The sequence below is a fragment of the Kitasatospora sp. NPDC034533 genome, from assembly GCF_055575155.1.
This window is the reverse complement of the sequence record NZ_JBVITE010000038.1, coordinates 52660-73666: the sequence shown is the minus strand read 5'-3', so window position 1 is coordinate 73666 and position 21007 is coordinate 52660. Positions and strand designations below refer to the sequence as shown.

The following is a 21007-nucleotide window of genomic DNA, read 5'->3' as shown; positions in this document are numbered from 1 at the left end:
CCTCGGGTCTCGGCCCTGGGGTTTCGGGGCCCGGGCTCGGGGCGCCGTGCGGGTGCGTGCGCCTCTCGCCGTCAGATGGCGCAGGAGCCGTCCGCGCAGGCCTCGCCGGCCGGGGCCACCTGGACGGGGGCGGGGCGGCGCTCGCCGATCTCGGTGGCGACCTGCTCCAGCACCTTGCGGAAGGTCTCGGCGTCCTGGCCGCCCTGGACCGCCCACTTGCCCTCGAAGACGAAGGTCGGCACGGCGTTGATGCCCAGCTCCCGGCCCTCGGCCAGTTGGGCGTTGACCTCGGCGGTGCCCTCGTCGCCCGCCAGGTAGCCGGCCACCCGGTCCCGGTCCAGGCCGACCGCCACCGCGACGTCGGTCAACGCGGCGCGGTCGCCGACGTCGACGCCGTCGGTGAAGTGCGCCTTCAGCAGCGCCTCCTTCAGCCGCGCCTGGACGGCCGGGCCGTACTCGGCCTCGGCAAGGTGCAGCAGGCGGTGGCCCAGGAAGGTGTTGGCGTGCAGCGCGGCGTCGAAGTCGTACGTGATGCCCTCGGCGAGGCCCAGTTCGGCCACCCGCGCGTCCATCGCCACCGACTGCGGGCCGTAGCGCTCGGCCAGCCAGGCGCGGTGCGGGCTGGCCGTCGCGGGGGCGTCCGGGACCAGCTGGTACGGGCGGTAGACGACCTCGACCTGCTCCTTGCCCGGGAACTCCGCCAGGGCCTGCTCGAAGCGGCGCTTGCCGATGTAACACCACGGACAGGCGATGTCGCTCCAGATTTCGACCTTCATGCGGGTGACTCCAGGGGCGTTTCGATCGGATGGGTACGAGATGGGTGAACGATGAACCATCTCGGTACATTCCCGGCACCCTCTCGGACGTCCTCCGGGCCGCGTCAGGGCGCGGGCGGCGCCGGGACCACCAGCACCGGGCAGGCCGCGTGGTGGGCGACCGCCGAACTCACCGAGCCCAGCAGCAGCCGGGAGAAGCCGCCGTTGCCCCGGGTGCCGACCACCACCGTGTGCTGCCGGGCGGCCGCCGCCAGCAGCACCTCGATCACGTTGCCCAGCACCACGTGCAGCGACAGCTCCCCCGCGTACGGCGTGGCTCGCTGCCGCTGCACGGCGGCCACCGAGCGGCGCAGCCCGTCCGCCATGCTCTCGACCAGCGTCTCCACACTCTCCTGCACCAGCTCCGCCATCCCCGGCGGGTAGCCTGCGGGCGCCGGGGAGACCACGGCGAGCACGTACAGGGGCAGGCCGAACACCTCGGCCTCCGTCATCGCCCGGTCCAGCGCCCACAGCGATCCGTCCGACCCGTCGCACGCCGCCAGCACCCCCGGCGGCCGTCCCGCCGGCGGACGCCCGAGCACCGACAGGACGACGGGCACCTCCCCCTCCGCGCTCCCACCGGCCACCGCGCATCCTCCTCACCCCGGGTCCACACCCCCGTCATCATCACCGGCCCGCCGACCGGCGCCCGGCAACCGCGCCGCAGGGGGCGGGTTGAGGAGGGACGCCGACGCCCGGCAGGGCCGGGGAGGCGGCCCTGCCGGGCGTGCTGCGGCGACCGCGGCCCGGGGCGCGGGCGGAGGCGCAGCGCCAGCGCCTGGCAAAGTCGGGACACCGATCTGACAACACGACAACCTGGCCGCAGGCCGGGCGGCGCGGAGGGCGTAGGGACCGTGCGGGGCTGGGAAGGCACTGCCTGGCGAGCGGGCCGCGGCAGCCGCGGCGCGGGGCGCCGGCGCTCGAACAGGGCCGGACAGACGACCTGACAACACGACAACCGGTCCGCAGGGTCCGGCAGGCGAGGAGAGCACGGACTCTCTGCGGGTCGGAGAGGGACCGCTTGGCGACCGGGCCGCGTGGGGACTGCGGGCCGGGGTGTGGACGGAGGAGCAACGCCAGCGCCCGGCAGAGCCGGGAGGACGGCCTGACGACCCGCCAACCAGGCGGGGTGGACGTCGAAGATGCCCTGCGGGGCCGGGAAGCGACTGTCTGGCGACCGGGCCGCACGGGCGGGCAGGACGCCTGCCCGGGCACCCGGGAAGCCGCGAGGGAGGGAAGCCGGGCGGGCGAGCAAGCGGATGCGGGTGCCCGACGAGGCTTGCCCGGCGCTGGGCCTCGCGGGCGAGGGCGACGAGGTCGGCAGGACAGCCCGGGCAACCACCGCGCGGACACGGAGGAGAACACGGGCGCCCACGACATCCACCGAGGCGACGGGCCGGCGACCCGGGGCCCGGCCGTGAGGGCCGACCCGTCGGGGGACTGGGCAGGCGCCGTGGCGGCGGGCGTGGACGCGGCGGAGCCAGAGCTCGGTGGAGACGAGATCCGCCACGCCCGCCGGGTGGCGGCGGACACCCGGGCGGCGGGACCGGCGGAGTGGGCGAGACCGGCCGGCACTGAGCAGACACCACGACCTCGCCGGCGGACGGGGAGAAGAACGCAGGAGCCCGCGACACCCACCCAGGCGACGACGGGCCGGGACACCGGAGGCAAGGGCCGGTGGGCGGCCCGAGAGCCCCGGCCTCAGGACGTGAGGGCCGGCTGCCGGGGGCTGGGCAGGCCCGTCCAGCAGGCGCCGTGGCGGCGGGCGTGGACGCGGCGGAGCCAGAGCTCGGTGGAGACGAGATCCGCCAGGCCCGCCAGGGTGGCGGCGGACACCCTGGCGGCGGGATCGGCGGAGTGGGCGAGGTCGGCCCGGACGGCGGGGAAGTCGATGAGGCCGGCTTCGGCGAGCAGCGGCGCGTCGAAGAGTTCGGCGAGGCCGTCGGCGGCCAGGCGCAGGCCGGCCCGGGCGGAGGCGGTGCGGTCGGGGCGGGGGCCCCGGCCCCAGTCGGGCGGCAGGTCGGTGCGGCCGGCGCCGGTGAGGACGGCGCGCAGGAGGGCGTGCCGGGCGCCGGGCTGGAGGCGGACGTCGTCGGGCAGCAGTCGGGCCGCGCGCACCACCTGGTTGTCGAGGAAGGGCGCGTGCAGCCGCTGGCCGGGCTGTTCGGCGGCGTGGACGAGGGTGCGGAAGGAGCGCGCCTGCCGGTAGAGGGCGTGCCGGGCCCGGTGTGCGCCGGGGTGTTCCTCGGGCGCCGGTTTGCGCGCCGCCAGGCGCAGCCGCAGGGCCACCGCGGAGAGTGCCTCGTCGGAGAGCCAGCGGGCGGCCGGGCCGGGCACGCACCAGACGAGGTCGACGGCCGAGCGGGCCCCCGCCGTGCCGCCGCCGTCCGGGACGTGCCGGGCGGTCAGTCTGGCGGCCGCCTCGTCCAGCGCCTCGGCGTAGCGGACCCGGGAGAGCCGGTGGGCGGCCCGGACCACGGTGAGCGGGGTGCGCAGGGTGCCGGTGAGGACGCCGGCGGTCGCCCGGTCGGCGCCGGCCAGTGCGGCGACCGGAGGCAGGAGTTCGCGCGGCCGCCCGGCCCGGATGAGGTCGGCGAGCCGGGCCGGGTGCCCGTCCAGGACCTGCCGGGCGCCGTAGCCGGTGAGGTGGTCGGTGCCGCCGGCGCCGAACCGGGCCGCCGCCCTGGCGGCGGCGACGAGTTCGGGTCCGGGCTCGTCGGTGAGCCGGCCGGCCTGCGGGTCGGCGCCCGGCCCGGCGTACGGGAGGGCGTCCGGGCCGGGGTCGAGCACGGTGTGCCGCAGCCGCGGGGTGTCGGGGGCGAGCGCGAGGCCGACCGGGGTCCCGGTCTCGCCGAGCGTGACGGCGGCCAACTGCTCGGGGGCGGCGGGCTCCTGGGCGGCGGCGCGGGCCCAGGAGCCCTTGACCGCGCCGTTCCTGGCCACGGCCGCCCGGGTCGCCTCCGGGGCCGCGGCGGCCACCGGAACCGGCGGCAGCGGTACCGCGGCGGCGAGCAGCGCGATGGTCGCGGAGGCCGTCCCGTACGAGAGGTCGACGCCGAGCCGGGCCCGCCCGGCCGGGTCGGGGACCGGCGTGGTGGTGCGGACCCGGGAGCGGACGGACTCCAGCAGGGCGCGGGTGAGTTCGCGGACGGCGGGCGCCTCGTCGCGCGGTTGCTCGGCGCCGGCCGGGTCGTCGTAGCCGGACAGGTACGGGCGGCCGTCGCGGATGCCGAGCACGTGGCCGGGCGGCACCCGCTCGACGCCCAGGTACGGGGTGCCGCTGCCGAGTGCCTCGGGGGACTCCGGGCAGGCGAGCCGGGCGGCGAGGTGGCCGGTGTCCAGCGGGGCGCCGACCAGGTCGGCCAGCGGCAGGGCGGCGGTGGCGTAGGCGGTGCCGCCGCCCCACGGGGTGTGGAAGACGGGCCGGGCGCCGGCGAGGTCGGTGAGCAGCAGGGTGGAGCGGGTGCCGGCGCGCAGCACGACGGTGTAGCTGCCAGGCCAGGCGGTCAGGTGGCGGACGGCGCCGCCGCGGGCGGCGGCGAGGCCGGCGGCGAGTTCGGCGTCGGTGGCGCCGCAGTGGCCGAGGACGGCGAGCCGGGAGGTGGCGGGGGTGTCCTCGGCCCGGTCGGGGGCGGTGGGGCCGGTGCTGACCACGGCGGCGGCGCCGGGGCGGAGGGTGACGAGGCGGATCTCCCCGGGGCGCCAGTCGCCCACGGCCCAGAGCGGATCGGGTCCGGCCCACAGGGGGCGTGCGGCGATCGGTGTGATCCCGCCGAGTGCCTCGTGCGCCGGGGCACCCGCGCTCGGCGCGCCCGTGCACCAGCCCGTCAGCCACCGCATCGCGCCTCCACCGGACGAGGACCTGCACCCGTGTGCCCGTGCGCTCGCCGCCCGCCGGGCGGCCGGGTGGGTGTGCCGTGGCGGCCCGTGCGCGTCCCGGTGTGCCCCCGCAGCTCGACGCACCGTCAGAGGACATCGTGCCACCGAGGGGTGCCGCCGTGGCCGGTGTTTCCGGGTTCCGCCTCCGTTCGAACCGCGCGCCCGACGGCGGGCGCGCCCGCGCGGACCGGAGCGGGCTCGCCGGAGAGGATCGCCACGGGTCCGCAAGTCCCTTGCTTCCCGGGCGAGTTCGATCACCTTCGAATCCGGGGGTGGAGGCGGGCCGGGCCTCCCCCTCCCCGGCCCGGACCGCCCGCGACGCCTTTGACATGGGCATCGCGAGATGGCCGAAAGACGTCGCCCAGCCCGGGAGGGCATCCGCATGCCCTCCCGGACTTCACCGCCGCCCGCGGGGATTGAGGCGGCGGCTTCCCCCGGCCTGCCGGGTCCTCGACGGCAGGCCGACCCACGACCACCAGCGAATCGCCGACCAGCCGGTCGAACCAGGGAGCACGGCCGGGCGCACGTGAACACGGGACCGGAGCACGAGGCTCCGGCGCGCGGTGCGGTCGGCCGGATCCGAGTGGTCCGGACCAACTCCCCCGCGACACCGGCGAGTACGCGATCCCGCCATCCGGAATGCGACCTCTTAACCGTCGGAACGCGTCCGACTACTCTAGGTGCAGCAGCTACGGCCCGGTGCCGCCCGGGCCCCGCGCACAAGGCCGCAGGAGGTGCCGCCGCCACCATGACCGTCAGCCCACGAGGACCGAACGAACGGCTCGGCACGCTCCTGACCCTCGCCCAGATCAGCAACGCCGGACTGGCCCGTCGGGTCAACGACCTCGGCGCCCAGCGCGGGCTGACCCTGCGGTACGACAAGACCTCGGTGGCCCGCTGGGTCAGCAAGGGCATGGTCCCGCAGGGGCCCGTCCCCCACCTGATCGCCACCGCGATCGGCGGCAAGCTCGGCCGGCCCGTCCCGCTGGAGGAGATCGGCCTGGGCGACACCGACCCGGCGCCCGAACTCGGCCTGGCCTTCCCGCGCGAGGTCGCCGACGCGGTCCGCTCCGCGACCGACCTCTGGCGCGTCGACCTCGACCTGCGCCGGGGCCCCGGCGGCGGACGCTGGAGCGACAGCCTGGCCGGCACCTTCTCGGTCGCCGCCTACGCGACCCCCGTCTCCCGCTGGCTGATCACCCCGGCGGACGGCTCGGTGGCCCGCGAGGTGCCGCGCTCCCCCTCCGACGCCTCCTCCTACCGGGTCGGCCACTCCGACGCCGCCAAGCTCCGCGAGGCCGCCCACGAGGCCCGCCGCTGGGACTCCAAGTACGGTGGCGGGGACTGGCGTTCGTCGATGGTGCCCGAGTGCCTGCGGGTGGAGGCGGCGCCGCTGCTGCTCGCCTCGTACAGCGACGCGGTCGGCCGGGCGCTGTTCGGGGCGACGGCCGAACTGACCAGGCTGGCCGGGTGGATGGCCTTCGACACCGGCCAGCACGAGGCCGCCCAGCGCTACTACATCCAGGCGCTGCGGCTCGCCCGGGCCGCCGCCGACGTACCGCTCGGCGGCTACGTGCTCGCCTCGATGAGCCTCCAGGCCGGCTACCGGGGCTTCGCCGAGGAGGCGGTCGACCTCGCGCAGGCCGCGCTGGAGCGCAACCGGGGCCTGGCCACCGCCCGCACCATGAGCTTCTTCCACCTGGTGGAGGCCCGGGCCCAGGCCAAGGCCCGCAACGCCGCGGCGTGTGCGACGGCGCTCGGCGCGGCAGAGAGCGCACTCGAACGAGCGCGCGCCGGGGATCCCGATCCGGCGTGGATCGACTTCTACGCCTACGACCGGCTCGCCGCCGACGCCGCCGAGTGCTTCCGCGACCTCGGAGTGCCCTCCAAGGTGCGGCAGTTCACCCGCGAGGCGCTGGCCACGCCCACCGAGGGCTTCGTCCGCTCGCACGGGCTGCGGCTGGTGGTGTCGGCGATGGCCGAGGCGGAGGCGGGCGACCTGGACGCCGCGGTCGCCGCCGGCGAGCGCGCGGTCGAGGTGGCCGGCCGGATCTCCTCGCAGCGCAGCCGCGAGTACGTGGTGGAGATGCTGCGGCGGCTGGAGCCCTTCCAAGGTGAGCGCCGCGTACGGGAGTTGACCGAGCGGGCCCGGGCGGTGATCGTCGCCCCGGCGTGAGGGACCCGGACCAGCGGCAGGTCGCCGGCGATGGATCGCCTGCGGTGGATCGCCTGCGGTGGATCGCCTGCGGTGAAGGGCCGGGCGGTAAGTCGCCGGCGGTTAATCGGATGCGCCGTCGAGAGGGGCCTCGCTAAGGTCTCTCTCGTCCAGGTGCGCAGGCAGAGGTTACTTCCACTTCTCATGGGCAGGTCGCGGGTTCGAATCCCGTCACCGGTACTCGTGCCGGTGTAGCTCAGTGGTCAGAGCAGCTTCGTCACCTCAGCCGTCCCCGATCTCTGGACACCCACACGTGAAGAGGATTCCGCACCTCCCGGTGCGAAGGCAGCGGTTACTTCTGGTAGGCGCCGGATTTCCGGCGTAGCGGTTCAAGCCCGCGAAACACCGCCGCCACCCCTGATCTCGGGAGGCGGCGCCCCTCGGGGTGCCCGGGTCCCTGTCAGCCATGACGGCCCGGGCACCCTGACCGCGGCGCGCCCGCCTCCCGTCCACGACCGAGCACGCCGAGGGGGGCTGCAGCATGTCCAGGTTCAACATCCGCAAGGCCGGGGCGACTCCGAAGTCGCCGGTGACCACGACCGGACGGCGCACCACCAACCACAACGGCGGCGTCGGGTTCGTCCGGGACCGCCGGTCCGAGCTGTTCCTCCTGGCGGTGGCCAACCTGGTCGGCCAGGACACCTTCTACGAGAGCGGCGGCGCCCGCGACGACCGCTACACCGCCCTGGTCCGCGAACTCGCCGTCGCCGACCCGCAGTGGACCCTCGGGCTGCTGCGCTGGCTGCGCTACGGCGCCCAGCTGCGCACCGCCGCGCTGGTCGGCGCCGCCGAGTTCACCCGGGCCCGGCTGGACGCGGGCGCCCACGGGTACTCCCGGCAGGCCGTCGACGCGGTGCTGCGGCGCGCGGACGAACCCGGCGAGCTGCTCGCCTACTGGACCTCGCGCTACGGCCGGGCGCTGCCCAAGCCGCTCAAGCGCGGTGTCGCGGACGCGGTCCGGCGGCTGTACGACGCCCGCGCGCTGCTCAAGTACGACACCGCGAGCAAGGGGTACCGCTTCGGTGACGTCCTGGAGCTGACCCACCCGACGCCGGATCCGGCGAAGCCCTGGCAGGGCGCGCTGTTCGCGTACGCGCTGGACCGTCGGCACCGGCCGGAGGAGGCCGTCCCGCCGGCCTCCGACCGGATGCTGACCGCCAACCGCGAGCTGCTCGCGCTGCCGGTCGAGGAGCGCCGGGCGGCCGTGACGGCACCGGACGGCGCCGAGCGGCTGGCCGCCGCCGGGCTGACCTGGGAGGCGCTGGCCGGCTGGCTCCAGGGCCCGCTGGACGCGGCGGTCTGGGAGGCGGTCATCCCCTCGATGGGCCCGATGGCGCTGGTGCGGCACCTGCGCAACTTCGACCAGGCCCGGGTGTCGGACGCGGTCGCCGCCGAGGTGGCCGGGCGGATCTCGGACAAGGGCGAGGTGCGGCGCTCGCGCCAGTTCCCGTTCCGCTACCTGGCGGCGTACCAGCACGCGCCCTCGCCGCGGTGGGGGCGCGCGCTGGAGACGGCGCTCGGCCACTCGCTCGCCAACGTGCCCGAGCTGCCCGGCCGGACGCTGATCCTGGTGGACCGCTCCGGCTCGATGTTCGACCGGCCCAGTGCGCAGAGCCGGCTCAACCGGGCGGACTCGGCGGCGATCTTCGGCACCGCGCTGAAGGTGCGGGCGGCCGAGGCGGACCTGGTCGAGTTCGGCAGCAGTAGCCGGGTGATCGAGGTCGGCCGAGGGGAGGCGGTGCTGCGGGTGCTGGAACGGTTCTCCGATCTCGGCGGCACCAACACCGCCGAAGCCGTCCGCACCCACTACCGGGGCCACGACCGGGTGGTGATCGTCACCGACGAACAGACCGGCTTCGACTACCGGAACCGCGACCCGCTGGAGGCGGTCCCGGCCCGGGTGCCCGTCTACACCTGGAACCTGGCCGGCTACGCCACCGGGCACGGCCCGAGCGGCACCGCCAACCGGCACACCTTCGGCGGCCTCGGCGACGCGGCCTTCCGGCTGATCCCCCTCCTGGAGTCGGGGGCCGACGCCGGCTGGCCCTGGGAGGTCTAGCGGCGGGACGGGGGGACGGGGGCGCGTGCGTGCCGGGCGGGGGCCGGGCACGCAGGCGCCACCACGCGGCCGGGGCGGGGTGCGGTGGACGCGCGGGACCGGGGGCCCGGCGTCCACCGCCTCGACGTACGGGGTGGGCGGGCGGCCGGACCACGGTCGCCCGCCTCGGCACGCCCCACCCGCGACGGCACGGCGGTCGCCGGCACGAGGCACAGCGGACAGCGGACAGAAGACGACGGCCGACGGACCACGCGGCAGCACGGCGGAGCCTTGACGGGCCGACCGACGGGCGGAGCGGGGACCGATCGCCCCGGCCGGACGACCCACGCCGCGCGAAGCCCCCGGCGGAACCCGGGGAAACCGGCGCCGACGGCCGGCTCCCGTGGCACCATCGGCCGCGGGGGCGGTCGGCGACGAGGAGCGGACGGTGGCGGACGGTGGCGGACGACTTCGACGTGGCGGTGGTCGGCGGCGGCATCGTCGGACTGGCCACGGCCTACGCGCTGACCCGGGCCCGGCCCGGGCTGCGGCTCGCGGTGCTGGAGAAGGAGCCCGGCTTCGCGGCGCACCAGACCGGGCGCAACAGCGGGGTGATCCACAGCGGCGTCTACTACCGCCCCGGCTCGTACAAGGCCCGGTTCGCCGTCGCGGGCGCCGCCGAGCTGGTGGCGTTCTGCCGCGAGCACGGCATCCCGCACGAGGTGACCGGCAAGCTGATCGTGGCCACCGACGCCGCCGAGCTGCCCCGGCTGGCGGCGCTGGCCGAGCGCGGACGGGCCAACGGCATCCCGGTCACCGAGCTGGACCGGGCCGGGATCGCCCGTCACGAGCCGGAGGTGACCGGGACCGCCGGGCTGCACGTCGCCACCACCGGCGTCTGCGACTTCCCCGCCGTCGCCACCGCGTACGCCCGGCTGGCCCGCGAGGCCGGCGCCGAACTGCGGCCGGGCAGCGAGGTGCTGGCCCTGGCCCGGCGCCGGGACGCGGTGACGCTGCGGACCTCCGCCGGCGAGCTGCGCTGCCGGGTGCTGGTGAACTGCGCCGGGCTGTACAGCGACCGGATCGCCCGGCTGGCCGGGGACGACGCCGGGGTGCGGATCGTGCCGTTCCGCGGCGAGTACTACGAACTCGCCGAACGGCGCCGCGACCTGGTGCGCGGCCTGGTCTACCCGGTGCCCGATCCGGCCTTCCCCTTCCTCGGCGTGCACCTCACCCGCGGCATCCACGGCGACGTCCACGTCGGCCCGAACGCGGTGCCCGCGCTGGCCCGCGAGGGCTACGACCGGCGCACCGTCCACCCGCGCGAGCTGGCCGCCACCCTGGCCTTCCCCGGCACCTGGCGGATCGCCCGCCGGCACTGGCGGTACGAGCTGGGCGAGCTGCACCGCTCGCTGTCCAAGCGGGCGTTCACCGCGGCCGTACGGCGGCTGCTGCCCGCCGTCACCCCGGAGGACCTGGTGCCGGCCGCCGCCGGGGTGCGGGCGCAGGCGGTGGCCCGGGACGGCTCGCTGCTGGACGACTTCGCCTTCGCCGGCTTCGACCCGGACGACCCGCGCTCCCCGCGCCGCGCGGTGCACGTGCTGAACGCTCCGTCGCCCGCCGCCACGGCCTCGCTGCCGATCGGGCGCGAGGTGGCCCGCCGCGCCCTGGCCGCGCTGGAGGCGGGCGGGTGAGCCGCGCCGGCCCGGGTGCGACGCCGGGCTCGTGAGCGGAGTGCGGCAGGAAGCTCGTGAGCGGGGTGTGGCAGGAAGCTCGTGAGCCGGGTGCGTCACGGAGCTCGTGGCCCGGGTACGGCGCCGGCCTCACGAGTCGGGTGCCGCACCGGTGGATGAGCCCGGTCACAGGCCCTGCGGGAGACCCCGGGCAGCCCCGTAGACTCGGTTGATTGTGACTGCCACCGCCCCGATCCCCCAGCCCTCGCCGTCCGCCCGGCTGTCCGCCGCGCCGGCCGCCTACCCCGCGCCGATGTACCCGCACAAGGCCACCGAGGCCCAGCACCGCGAGCGCCGCATCCGCAGCTTCCAGCCGCGCCGGGGCCGGATGACCAACGCCCAGGCGAGCGCCCTGGACCGCAGCTGGGAGAGGTACGGCATCCCGATCGACGGCAGCCCGCTGGACCTGCGGGAGCTGTTCGGCGGACTGCCGGTGACCCTGGAGATCGGCTTCGGCATGGGCGAGACCACCGCCGCGATGGCCGCCGCCGACCCGGAGATGGGCATCCTCGCCGCCGACGTGCACACCCCGGGCCACGGCAACCTGCTCGGCCTGCTGGAGCGCGACGGCTCCGAGAACGTCAGGACGGCCGCCGGGGACGCGGTGATCCTGCTGCGCGACATGCTCCCGGACGCCTCCCTGGCCGGTCTGCGGGTCTACTTCGCCGACCCGTGGCCCAAGCCGAAGCACCACAAGCGCCGACTGGTCCAGCCCGAGTTCATCGACCTGGTGCTGCCCCGGCTCGCCCCCGGCGCCCTGGTGCACTGCGCCACCGACTGGGAGCCGTACGCGGAGCAGATGCTGGCCGTGCTGTCCGCCTCGCCGGAGCTGGAGAACCTGCACCCCGAGGGTGACGGGACCGGCTGGCTGGAGCCCGCGGACCACCCGGACGGCAGCGTTCCGGGTTACGCCCCCCGGCCGGACTGGCGGCCGGTCACCAAGTTCGAACGGGCCGGGATCGCCAAGGGCCACGTCGTCCACGACCTGCTGTTCCGCCGCCGCTGACCGACCGGCGCATTCGAACGGGCCGACGCCCGGCGGCCGTTGGGGTTTTCCCGAGGCCGCCGGTTCGTCCCGGATCCTCCCGACGGGCCGCCGCCGTGGCCTACCCTGTGCCGCATGGGCAGCCCGTCCGGCGGCCGCCCCCGGGCGAACGGTCGGACGACCGTTCGAACCGCCGCCGACGCACCGGAGACGGTCCCGAGCACCGGCGGCACCCGGACCATCCCGGGGCCCCGGAGGCACCGGGCCCACCGGCTGCTGCCCGGGCCGGACGCCACCTCCGCCCCACCGGCCCCGGCGGACGCAGCGGGCGCAGCCGTCACCCCCACCCCGCCGGCCCGCGGCCGCTCCGCGGCGGTCTCCTCCGTCACCGCGACCGCCGTGCTGACCCTGATCGGGTGCGGAGCGCTGATCCTGCACCTGGTCCAACGGCAGACCGGCACGGCCGGGCTGCTGGTCGGCCTGGGCCTGGCGATGGTGCCGCTGCCGTTCGTGCTCGGCGGCCTCGCCTGGCTCAACCTCACCGCCCGGGTGCCGCTGCGGCACACCGTCTTCTGCCTCGCCTGGGGCGCCTGCGCGGCCACCACCGTCGCCATCCTGGCCAACAACTGGACGGCGAGCTACCTGACGCGGCACCGGGGCCCGTTCGGCCTGCCGCTCGGCACCGGGCTCGCCACCCCGGTGATCGAGGAGACCGCCAAGGCCACCGCCCTGCTGGTGCTCCTGCTCCCGCTCGGCCGGCGGCTGCGCTGCCACGGCCGCCGCACCGGGCGCCCCTGCGCGCCGCTGCTGCACCGGTTGCCCGCGCCCCGGCGCCCCCGCGCGCACCCGCGCCGTCCGGGCGGACCGCACGCCCACCGCCGGCCGCTGCCGCGCCCGTACCTGCGGCCGCTGCCCTACCTGCGCCCGCCCCCGCCCTCCGGCGGCGGGCCGCACCACCGCTCCCGGCCGCGCACCCTGGCCGCCGGGGTGGTGCTCGGCGGGATCACCGCCTGCGGCTTCGCGTTCACCGAGAACGCCCTCTACCTGGGCCGGGCCTTCAGCAGCGACCAGCGCCAGCGGCTGGACAGCATCGGCCTCGGCGACCCGCCCAGCCTGCGCGACTTCGACAGCACCGTGCAGACCTTCGTGCTGCGCGCCCTGCTCTCCCCCTTCGCCCACCCGCTGTTCACCGCGCTCACCGGGATCGGCCTGGCCGTCGCCCTCACCACCGCGCGGCGCTGGCTGGCCCGGCTGGCGGTGCCGGCCGGGCTGCTGCTGGCGATGGCGCTGCACGGCACCTGGAACGCCGCCGCCGACCTCGGCACGGACGGTTTCCTGGTGGTGTACGGGGCGCTGATGGTGCCCTGCTTCGCCGCGCTGGTCTGCTTCGCCGCCTGGGCGAGGTCCCGGGCGGCCCGGCACGCGGCGCGCGGCCGGCGGCGGCCGGAGCGGCGCGCCCGGGGGAATCCGGCGACCCCGACGGCCACCGCACCGACCGGCCACCGAGGGTGACCGGTGAAGCGATTTCCCATCCCGGCGACTTCCACGTATTGTTGTGTTCACCGACGCGGGGTGGAGCAGCTCGGTAGCTCGCTGGGCTCATAACCCAGAGGTCGCAGGTTCAAATCCTGTCCCCGCTACTCAGTAGCCGAAAGGCCCGGAGGATCCTTCCTCCGGGCCTTTCGCATTCCCGGGTACACGCGGAACACGGTCCTGCCACGAAGCTGTAACAGCGGCCAGTCTGATGATCAGCTGTCAGGGCCCTGACCCATACTGAGGAAAAATTCATCCGAATTGGGGGCTGCTCGGACTGCCCCCGGACAGGAAGCACCTCATGCTGTCGAAGCGCCTGGTCAGTACCGCCGCGATCTGCCTCGTCCTGGTGGCCGGCACCGCCGCGTGCGGCAGTTCCAAGAGCGACGGCAAGGGCGGGGACGCCAAGGCCGGCTCCGCGCAGAAGCTCGACACCGACAAGCTCAGCGCCCAGGACATCGAGAAGCAGGCCAAGGACGCCCTGGCCTCCGCGACCGCCCTCAAGATGACCGGCACCATCAGCACCGACGGGGGCGCGATGGAGCTGAACCTGGCCCTGGACAACAAGAGCCAGTGCACCGGCACCATGGCGATGCCCGGCATGGGCAAGTTCGAGATCATCAGCGACGGCAAGACCTCGTACGTCAAGCCGGACACCGCCTTCTGGACCAACATGGGCGGCCCGAACGGCGCCAAGGCCGGCGAGCTGTTCAAGGGCCGCTACCTGACCGGCTTCGAGAGCGACCCGTCGATGGGCTCCCTCACCAGCGTCTGCAACCTCGCCGACTTCACCAAGAAGATCGGCTCGGAGACCGGCAGCGGCGACAAGGTCGAGAAGGGCGCCACCGGCAACGTCAACGGCGTCAAGACCATCAGCCTGAAGGCCACCGACTCCAAGGGCGAGGTCTCGACCCTCCAGGTCGCCACCGAGGGCAAGCCCTACCCGGTGCAGATCGAGCACACCGGCTCCAAGGACGGCAACGGCAAGATCAACTTCAGCGACTTCGACAAGCCGCTGACGATCCAGGCCCCGCCAGCCGACCAGACCGTCGACTTCAGCAAGTTCAAGGACCAGATGAAGGCCTCCTGACCGGCGGACCCGGTACTCGAAATAATCCGTTGCCTCCCGCCGGTGCGGTGCCTAGGCTGGCAAGCACATCGAGAAGGGAGGTGATCCTGAATTGAGTACCAACGCAACTGCGCGCACGAGCGCGTCTGACTCTTTCGGGCGCGCCTCCGCGGGGCGTACGGCCTGAGCCGTAGCTCTGCGGGCGATTCGCGCAGAAGTTGTCGTCCCCCCGGGACAACCTCAGGTCGAGGCCCCGGGGGTTCGGCACGTCTCGGGCCGGAAGGGCCCGGCCGATCGCACTCGGTGACGAGAGGCACCCGGCCGGAGCCGCCCCCCGACGCACGGGCCGGTGACGAGGTCAGGGCAGGACGTTCTCGGGGGCGTCCAGCCAGACGGACTGCGCGCCGTCCGGGGCGACGGTCACTCCGAACCGGCAGAGTTCGGGCCTGCCCTCCCCCAGCCACCACCGGCGGGCACCGGCGATCTCGTCCCACAGCCGACGGGCCCCGGACTGGTGGACGGCGTCCTCGGCGTCCCACCCGGCGTAGCGGACGGACGCCCACGATCCCGCGCCGTCCGAGAGCCGCATGCGACAGGTGCCGTCCGGATCCGCCTCGTCCCAGACGTGTTCGTACCGGACGCCCGGCACCCGCAGGCCGATGGCGAAGGCGGCGTGCACGTCCTCCAGGGCCAGATCGGGGTCCATCGGCGACGGTCCCCGGTGGCCGGGAGCGTCCGCGGGGCAGGTCACGGCGTGCGGTCGCTCCGCTCGCATCCACATGAAGCTGACGTTGCCGACGAACCGGCCGTGCGAGGGCTCGCCCGGCCCACCGACCACCAGGCGCAGCAGCCCGGCGTTGGCGTAGGGGGTGCCCCAGGGGGTGACGATGACTCCACCGGGGCGGGTCTGCTCGATCCAGGCCCCGGGCACCCGGCGGACGGCCGCCGTCGAGTGGACGCGGTCGTAGGGTGCGGCGTCGGGCCACCCGGCGAGGCCGTCCGCGACCACGCGCCGGGGGTCGAACCCGGCGGCCCGGAGTCTCAGCGCCGCTCCGGCGGCCACGGCCGGGTCCACCTCGACCGTGGTCACCCGCTGGTCGCCGAGCCGGCCGCACAGCAGGGCGCTCGTCCAGCCCGTCCCGGTGCCGATGTCGAGCACCCGGTGGCCGTCCCGCACGTCCAGGTGGTGGAGCATGTCCGCCACCAGGGACGGCAGGGAGGCCGACGACGTGGCGATGCCGGGCCCGTCCTCGCTCCCGTCGTCGACCTGCGTGACGACCACGCCGTCGGCGTTCACCAGCGCCCACCACTCGTCGGGATCCTCGGCGCGGGTGATCCGCCGGTAGCCGGTCCGGGCGTCCTCGTCCGGGGCCCACACGGTGTCCGGGACGAAGGCGGAGCGCGGGGCGCGCTCGAACGCGCCCCGCCACTCCTCGCCCAGCGCGCCGGCCTCGGTGAGGTCCGCGAGCAACCGCGCGTACTGGTCCATCAGTTCGGGCTCACTTCTTCTTCGGCGGCGTGACCGGCTTGGTCCACTGGCTGTCCGACTCCCTCGGGGACTGCTTCTTGTCCCCGGACTCGCCGCCCTTGCCGTCCCCGTGCTTGCCCATGTCCGCGCTCCTCCCGGTCGATGGTGCCGGTCAGGAGGTGCCCGCGGACGATCCCCCGCCGCGCTCTCCTCCCGCCGAGCCGTCACCAGGTTCCGGCAGTGCCCCGGGACGGTGAAACCTCGTGCGAAGGACACTTCCGAACGTCCCTCGCGCGGTAGAACGTCCCCGGAGGGTCCGGGCTTCGCGGGGAGACAGGCGAGATGCCGAACGAGAGACTGAAAGCCGTGATGGTGGCGGGTGGTTGGACGTACGCCGCCCTGGCGGACAAGGTCGGCGTGGACGCCAAGTCGGTTGAGCGCTGGGCCAATCAGAACCGGACGCCCCGGCTGGGAACGGCCCGTCTGGCTGCCGAAGCCCTGGGAGAGGACGTCTTCGCACTGTGGCCGAGCCTGCGGCGGCCACGGGCCGCACGAGCGGTGAGCCCCGAGTTGGTCGCCCTCTACGAACGGCGCGCCAACCTGCCGGCATCCGTCGTCGTGGACCTGTTCGGGCGGGCCTCGCAGCGGATCGACGTGCTCGTCTATGCTGCCGTCTTCCTCCACGAGGCGTACCCCCGGCTGAACGACCTCCTACGGGAGCGGGCCGCCGAGGGCTGCGCGGTCCGGATCGCACTCGGTGACCCCGGCAGCGGGGGCGTCAGGCGGCGGGGGGAGGAGGAGCGGTTCGGCCACGGCATCGAGTCCCGGTGCAGGCTCGCCCTCCTGCACTACCGCCCGCTGCTCGGCACGGCGGGCATCGAGATCCGCACCCACGGGACCACGCTCTACAACAGCCTCTACCGGGCGGACGACCAGATGCTGGTGAACGCCCACGTGTGGGGGGTCACCGCCTTCGGAGCGCCGGTCTGGCAGTTGCGCCGAAGCGGGGCGGGGACGCTGTTCGACACCTATGCCGCGAGCTTCGACGCGGTGTGGGACGCCGCCCGGCCGGTCGAGAGGAGCTGATCGCGTGGCACGGACCGAGTTCTACGACGATCCCGACGCCCCCAGGCCGAACCGGCTGGTGGTGGCGGCGTCCGCCGTGGTGACGGATGACGAAGGGCGCATCCTGCTCCAACGGCGCACCGACAACGGCCTGTACGCGCTGCCGGGCGGGACGATGGACCTCGGTGAGTCGCTCCCGGGGACGGCGGTGCGGGAGGTGCGCGAGGAGACCGGCCTCGACGTCGAGATCACCGGACTGGTCGGCACGTACACCGACCCCCGCCACGTGATCGCCTACTCGGACGGCGAGGTCCGGCAGCAGTTCAACGTCTGCTTCACCGCGTGCGTCGTGAGCGGTGAACTCCGGATCTCCGGCGAGTCCACTGATCTCCGGTTCGTCGCGCCGGCCGACATCGAGGGCCTGCCGATGCACCGCACCCAGCGCCTGCGGCTCCAGCACTTCCTGGAGAGGCGGGCGGCCCCCTATCTCGGTTAGGCCGTGTCTCGTCACTCCCGCCGGGCGCGCGCGTTTCGGGCTGGGGCGTTCTCGGGGCGGAGCGTTCTCGGGCCGGGGCGGCGGCGCTAGAGTCGGCGCGGGTTCCGGAGCGCAGCGGCGCGGGCACAGGGGGTAGGCGGATGGCGAGGGCACGGCGACTGGGCGGGGGCGGCGGGGTGACGGCGCGGACGGTGCAGGGGGCCGCCACCGGGGTGCTGGCCGGAACGGGCCTGCTCGGGCTGCTGCTGTTCGCGCTCGGCCGGGAGCACGCCGGGCAGGCGCTCGGCGGCGGGCTGGTGGTGGTCGGGGCCTCGGTGGTGCTCGGCGGAGCGATGGGCTTCCTGTTCGGGGTGCCCCGGGTGCGCGGCGGCGCCGGCGAACCGCAGGGCTCGTACGCGCCGAACACCAATCTGGAGCAGGTCTCGGACTGGCTGACCAAGGTGCTGCTGGGCGTCGGGCTGACCCAGCTCGGCTCGCTCGGCGCGCGGCTGCACGCTCTTGGGGCGGCGCTGGCGCCCGCGCTCGGCGGGGGCGAGGGCGCGGCTCCGTTCGCGGCGGCGCTGGTGCTGTACTTCCTGGTCTTCGGCTTCCTGGCCGGCTGGCTGGTGACCCGCCTGGCGCTGCCGCAGGCGCTGACCGAGACGGACCGGGCGCTGGACCTCTTCCTGGCCGGGCAGGACCGCGACCGGCACGGCGACAAGGTGGCCGCGGACGACCTGCGGGTCCGCGCGATGCGCCAGCTCGGGCTGCTGGGCGGCAGCGCGGAGCGCCCGGCCGCGCCGGCCGCGCAGCTGCCGCCCGTCCCCGGGTCGGTGGCCGGACCGGCGGACATGGGCATGGGCATGGTGGCCGAGGTCCGCTCGACCGCGCGGCGTTCGGCGCTGACCGCCGAGCAGGTGCGGGACCTCTTCGCGGACGGCTCCGAGGAGCTGCGGCTCCAGGCGCTCGCGCTGATGCAGGGCGACCCGGCGCTGGCGGACCTGCCCAGCGTGCTGGACGCGATCGAGCGCCCGCGTTCGGGCTTCGAGCAGTACCACGCGCTGCTGGCCGCCCGGGGGCTGCTGTCCCGGCTGCCCGCCGACGGGGAGCGGCGGCTGCGCGACGCGGTGGCGGCGCAGCTGGTCGATCCGCAGGGCATCCCGTACGGCTCGGACCGCAGCTGGCTGGCGGAGAAGATCCTCTCCCGCCTCCCGGTGGCGGCGCCGGCCGTGCCCACGCCGCCGGCCGCATCCGCACCCGGGCCCGCGCCCACGCCGGTGCCCGCCCAGCCCTCCGGGCCGTCCGGGCCCTCCGCCGAGGGCGGCTCCTCGCCGGTCAGACCGTGAAGCGCAGTTCGGGACGGTCCCAGGTGATCCTCCCGGCGGCGGGGAAGGTGCCGACGCGTTCGGCGCCGACCCGCAGGTAGAACCGCTCGGCGTCCGGGTGGGAGACCACCCGCACCTCGGTGATCCCGGCGCCGCGGGCCACGTCGAGCATGTGCCCGATCAGCTCGCGGCCGGTGCCGCGCCCCTGGGCCTCGTCGGCGACGAACATCAGGTCCAGTTCGGCCGGTTCGCGGATCAGGGAGTAGAAGCCGAGCAGTCGGGCGTCGGCCTGGTCGGCGGCGAGGAAGACCTCGTGGCGGGCGATGTAGTCGGGTGTCACCCGGTAGCCGTCGATCATCGGGGCGTACTCGCCGTGGTAGGCGGAGGAGGCCTGGATCAGGTCGGTGAGCCGGTCGGCGTCGGTCTCGCCGGCACGCCGGATCGTCGTTTCGGTCATGCGGGCGAGTATAGGAGTCAACCCCGGAAGTGGCTATTACATAGCTGGTGAGAGGGCTGCCCGGCGGCGGCGGTCGGCGGTCCGTAGCACCAGAACCCGGAGGGTGCGGCCGTCCACCGCGCCGGGCAGGCGGCGGACCTCGCTGGCTATCCGGCGCTCGCCGAGCGCGTACCGCAGCGGATCGAGGTGGCCGCAGCGGCGGCCGTACCCGTCGTTCAGCGGGTGGACCCGGACCTCGCCGTCCGCGGAGGTGACCCGCACCAGCTCCGTCAGTGCGGCCAACTGGCGCTCCAGGTCGAAGAGTTCGGGGTAGGCGAAGAGCAGGTAACCGCTCAGGGTGAGGGCGAACGAGCCGTCCGCGAAGGGCAGCCGGGGCAGTTCGGCGGCCACGTACCGCTGCGGGTGGGCGGCCGAGTCGGCGGTGAACAGCCGGCGGGCGCGGTCCCAGCTGAGCAGGTAGCGCTCGGGCCGGTGGGGGTGGGGCGAGGGGTGGAGCCGGGGGCGGGCGGCCATCGAGGCGGCCATCGCGGCCCGGGCGGCCAGGGCGCGGTCCGTCACCACCGGCAGCGGCAGCGCGTACGCGGGGTCGGCGGCGACCACCCGACAGCCCAGCTCGCGCGCCTCGGCGGCCAGCCCGGCGGCACCGCCGGGGCAGTCCAGCAACGGTCCGGGCAGGGCGGCGAGCCCGGCCCGGGTGAGGCCGAACAGGGCGCAGTACTCGTCCAGCGGACGGGAGGTGACCAGGACGCCCGGGGGAACGGGGGCGGGGCCGGTGGCGGGCACCCGGCCATCCGAACACGCGGTGGCCCCGCCCGCATCCGGAGCGCGGGCGGATGCCGGGCGGGGCCGAGCGACGCCGGAAGGGGTGACGCCCGCATCCGGAGCGCGGGCGGGTCGCGTCCGGGCCGCGGGCGGGCAGAGCGGGACAGAGCCGGACAGAGCGGCGCCGAGCCGGCGCCCACAGGGGTCAGCGGCCGAGCAGGCCCCGCGCGGCGGCCCGGTTGACGTTGGTCAGACCGCGGACCAGCTGGGTGGTGAGGAGGACCAGCAGCAGCCCGAGGACGGCGACCCCGGCGACCTGCCACGCCGACTGGACCTCGTACATGTGCCACACGCCGTCGTCGTCACGGTAGTCGAACAGCCGCAGCCCGTTCCAGGGCGTGTAGGCCCGGTAGACCCAGTGGTACGCCGGGTAGAGCGCCAGCACCCAGCCGAGCAGCAGGAAGGACAGCGTCACCGCGAAGCTGAACACCGCCCAGGGGAACATCACCACCTGGTACAGCACGGCCTTCCAGCCGGCCGCGTCCGCCAGCCGCGCGGTGATCGCGCCCCAGGTGCCCGGGCGGACCTGGCGCACCGGCTCCGGACCGGGGATGTCCAGGGCCAGCATGCCGCGCACCCGGGCCCGCTCCAGCCGGCCGAAGCCGCGGGCCGTGCTGGTCAGGGCGGCCAGCACGGGCAGGCCGAGGACGGTGACGAAGGTGCCGAGGCCGAAGCAGAACATGACGACCGAGACGGCGAAGCCGGCGATCGCCACCGGCAGGCCGCTGAGCGCGTAGCCGACCTCGCGGTAGAAGTGGGCCGAGAACGGCGCCCGCCACGCGGCGGGCCGCCGCGCGGTCGAACGGGCTCCGGCCGGGCGCGGGCCGTCCCCGTACCCGTCCAGGTCGTCCCACGCCCGGTCCTGCGTGCTGCTGATCATGCTCCCGGCCCCCGGCCCTTCGTTCTGGCGGTCTTCCGCCCCGCTGACGGTGTCCAGTCTGACGGACGCACAGGTCGGAGGGGATGCGGAGGCCTGGCGGATCGGGGGTGGGGTTAACCCCCCTGCCCCGCGCTCCCCCGGGGGGGGGGGGGGGGGGGGGGGGGGGGAGGGGGAGGGGGAGGGGGGGGGGGGGGGGGGGGGGGGCACGCCGCGGCAATAGTAGGCGGTCACGGCGTCACCGACATCGG

General features: G+C 75.5%; 16 protein-coding genes and 1 tRNA gene. 10 read left to right on the top strand and 7 right to left on the bottom strand.

The annotated features are described in order from the left end of the window. Positions 1 to 71 precede the first annotated feature (71 nt). From ACZ55U_RS24495 to ACZ55U_RS24485, 3 genes are all read right to left on the bottom strand, one after another. Positions 72 to 776 carry a DsbA family oxidoreductase gene (locus ACZ55U_RS24495; RefSeq protein ID WP_465528939.1) on the bottom strand — a complete coding sequence of 235 codons (705 nt, stop codon included), beginning with the start codon at positions 774 to 776 and terminating at the stop codon, positions 72 to 74. 104 nt (positions 777 to 880) lie between these two features. Next, positions 881 to 1402, bottom strand: coding sequence for a universal stress protein (locus ACZ55U_RS24490; RefSeq protein WP_465528937.1), 522 nt, complete (start codon positions 1400 to 1402; stop codon positions 881 to 883). 1114 nt (positions 1403 to 2516) lie between these two features. Beyond that, positions 2517 to 4655 carry an asparagine synthase-related protein gene (locus ACZ55U_RS24485; RefSeq protein ID WP_465528935.1) on the bottom strand — a complete coding sequence of 713 codons (2139 nt, stop codon included), beginning with the start codon at positions 4653 to 4655 and terminating at the stop codon, positions 2517 to 2519. 787 nt (positions 4656 to 5442) lie between these two features. On the opposite strand from ACZ55U_RS24485, the gene ACZ55U_RS24480 reads away from it, so the two are divergent. The 7 genes from ACZ55U_RS24480 (at position 5443) to ACZ55U_RS24450 (ending at position 14288) form a co-directional block, all read left to right on the top strand. Then, positions 5443 to 6870, top strand: coding sequence for an MFS transporter (locus ACZ55U_RS24480; RefSeq protein WP_465528934.1), 1428 nt, complete (start codon positions 5443 to 5445; stop codon positions 6868 to 6870). 520 nt (positions 6871 to 7390) lie between these two features. Beyond that, positions 7391 to 8968 (top strand): TROVE domain-containing protein, encoded by a 1578-nt coding sequence (locus tag ACZ55U_RS24475; RefSeq protein WP_465528932.1) that lies wholly within the window; start codon positions 7391 to 7393, stop codon positions 8966 to 8968. Positions 8969 to 9405: 437 nt separating this feature from the next. Next, positions 9406 to 10641 (top strand): L-2-hydroxyglutarate oxidase, encoded by a 1236-nt coding sequence (gene lhgO / locus ACZ55U_RS24470; protein WP_465528930.1) that lies wholly within the window; start codon positions 9406 to 9408, stop codon positions 10639 to 10641. 214 nt (positions 10642 to 10855) lie between these two features. Continuing rightward, positions 10856 to 11686, top strand: a complete 831-nt coding sequence (gene trmB / locus ACZ55U_RS24465; RefSeq protein WP_465528928.1) for a tRNA (guanosine(46)-N7)-methyltransferase TrmB — start codon at positions 10856 to 10858, stop codon at positions 11684 to 11686. Between the two features lie 114 nt (positions 11687 to 11800). Then, the gene (locus ACZ55U_RS24460; RefSeq protein ID WP_465528926.1) at positions 11801 to 13177 is read left to right on the top strand and encodes a PrsW family intramembrane metalloprotease; all 1377 of its coding nucleotides are present in this window, start codon (positions 11801 to 11803) and stop codon (positions 13175 to 13177) included. A gap of 54 nt (positions 13178 to 13231) precedes the next feature. Next, positions 13232 to 13305, top strand: a tRNA-Met gene (locus ACZ55U_RS24455). 194 nt (positions 13306 to 13499) lie between these two features. Beyond that, on the top strand, positions 13500 to 14288 hold the full coding sequence (locus tag ACZ55U_RS24450; RefSeq protein WP_465528924.1) for a hypothetical protein: 789 nt from the start codon (positions 13500 to 13502) through the stop codon (positions 14286 to 14288). 337 nt (positions 14289 to 14625) lie between these two features. On the opposite strand, the gene ACZ55U_RS24445 is transcribed toward ACZ55U_RS24450, so the two are convergent. After that, the gene (locus ACZ55U_RS24445; protein WP_465528922.1) at positions 14626 to 15756 is read right to left on the bottom strand and encodes a methyltransferase domain-containing protein; all 1131 of its coding nucleotides are present in this window, start codon (positions 15754 to 15756) and stop codon (positions 14626 to 14628) included. A 321-nt stretch (positions 15757 to 16077) separates the two neighbouring features. Between ACZ55U_RS24445 and ACZ55U_RS24440 the strand changes: the two genes are divergently transcribed. The 3 genes from ACZ55U_RS24440 to ACZ55U_RS24430 all read left to right on the top strand — a co-directional run bounded on the left by ACZ55U_RS24440 (position 16078) and on the right by ACZ55U_RS24430 (position 18621). Further along, complete coding sequence (locus ACZ55U_RS24440) at positions 16078 to 16821, top strand: helix-turn-helix domain-containing protein (RefSeq protein ID WP_465528920.1); 744 nt, start codon at positions 16078 to 16080, stop codon at positions 16819 to 16821. Positions 16822 to 16825: 4 nt separating this feature from the next. Further along, positions 16826 to 17296: an NUDIX domain-containing protein gene (locus tag ACZ55U_RS24435; protein ID WP_465528918.1), complete on the top strand. Its 471-nt coding sequence runs from the start codon at positions 16826 to 16828 to the stop codon at positions 17294 to 17296. A 140-nt stretch (positions 17297 to 17436) separates the two neighbouring features. Next, positions 17437 to 18621 carry a hypothetical protein gene (locus ACZ55U_RS24430; protein ID WP_465528916.1) on the top strand — a complete coding sequence of 395 codons (1185 nt, stop codon included), beginning with the start codon at positions 17437 to 17439 and terminating at the stop codon, positions 18619 to 18621. Here ACZ55U_RS24430 and ACZ55U_RS24425 read toward each other — a convergent pair. The 3 genes from ACZ55U_RS24425 to ACZ55U_RS24415 form a co-directional block, all read right to left on the bottom strand. Beyond that, entirely contained in the window at positions 18611 to 19057 is a 447-nt protein-coding gene (locus ACZ55U_RS24425; RefSeq protein ID WP_465528914.1) for a GNAT family N-acetyltransferase, read from the bottom strand. The genes ACZ55U_RS24430 and ACZ55U_RS24425 overlap by 11 nt on opposite strands. A 36-nt stretch (positions 19058 to 19093) precedes the next feature. Then, entirely contained in the window at positions 19094 to 19840 is a 747-nt protein-coding gene (locus ACZ55U_RS24420) for a hypothetical protein (protein ID WP_465528912.1), read from the bottom strand. Between the two features lie 184 nt (positions 19841 to 20024). Continuing rightward, positions 20025 to 20759: a sensor domain-containing protein gene (locus ACZ55U_RS24415; RefSeq protein ID WP_465528910.1), complete on the bottom strand. Its 735-nt coding sequence runs from the start codon at positions 20757 to 20759 to the stop codon at positions 20025 to 20027. Between the last annotated feature and the right edge of the window lie 248 nt (positions 20760 to 21007).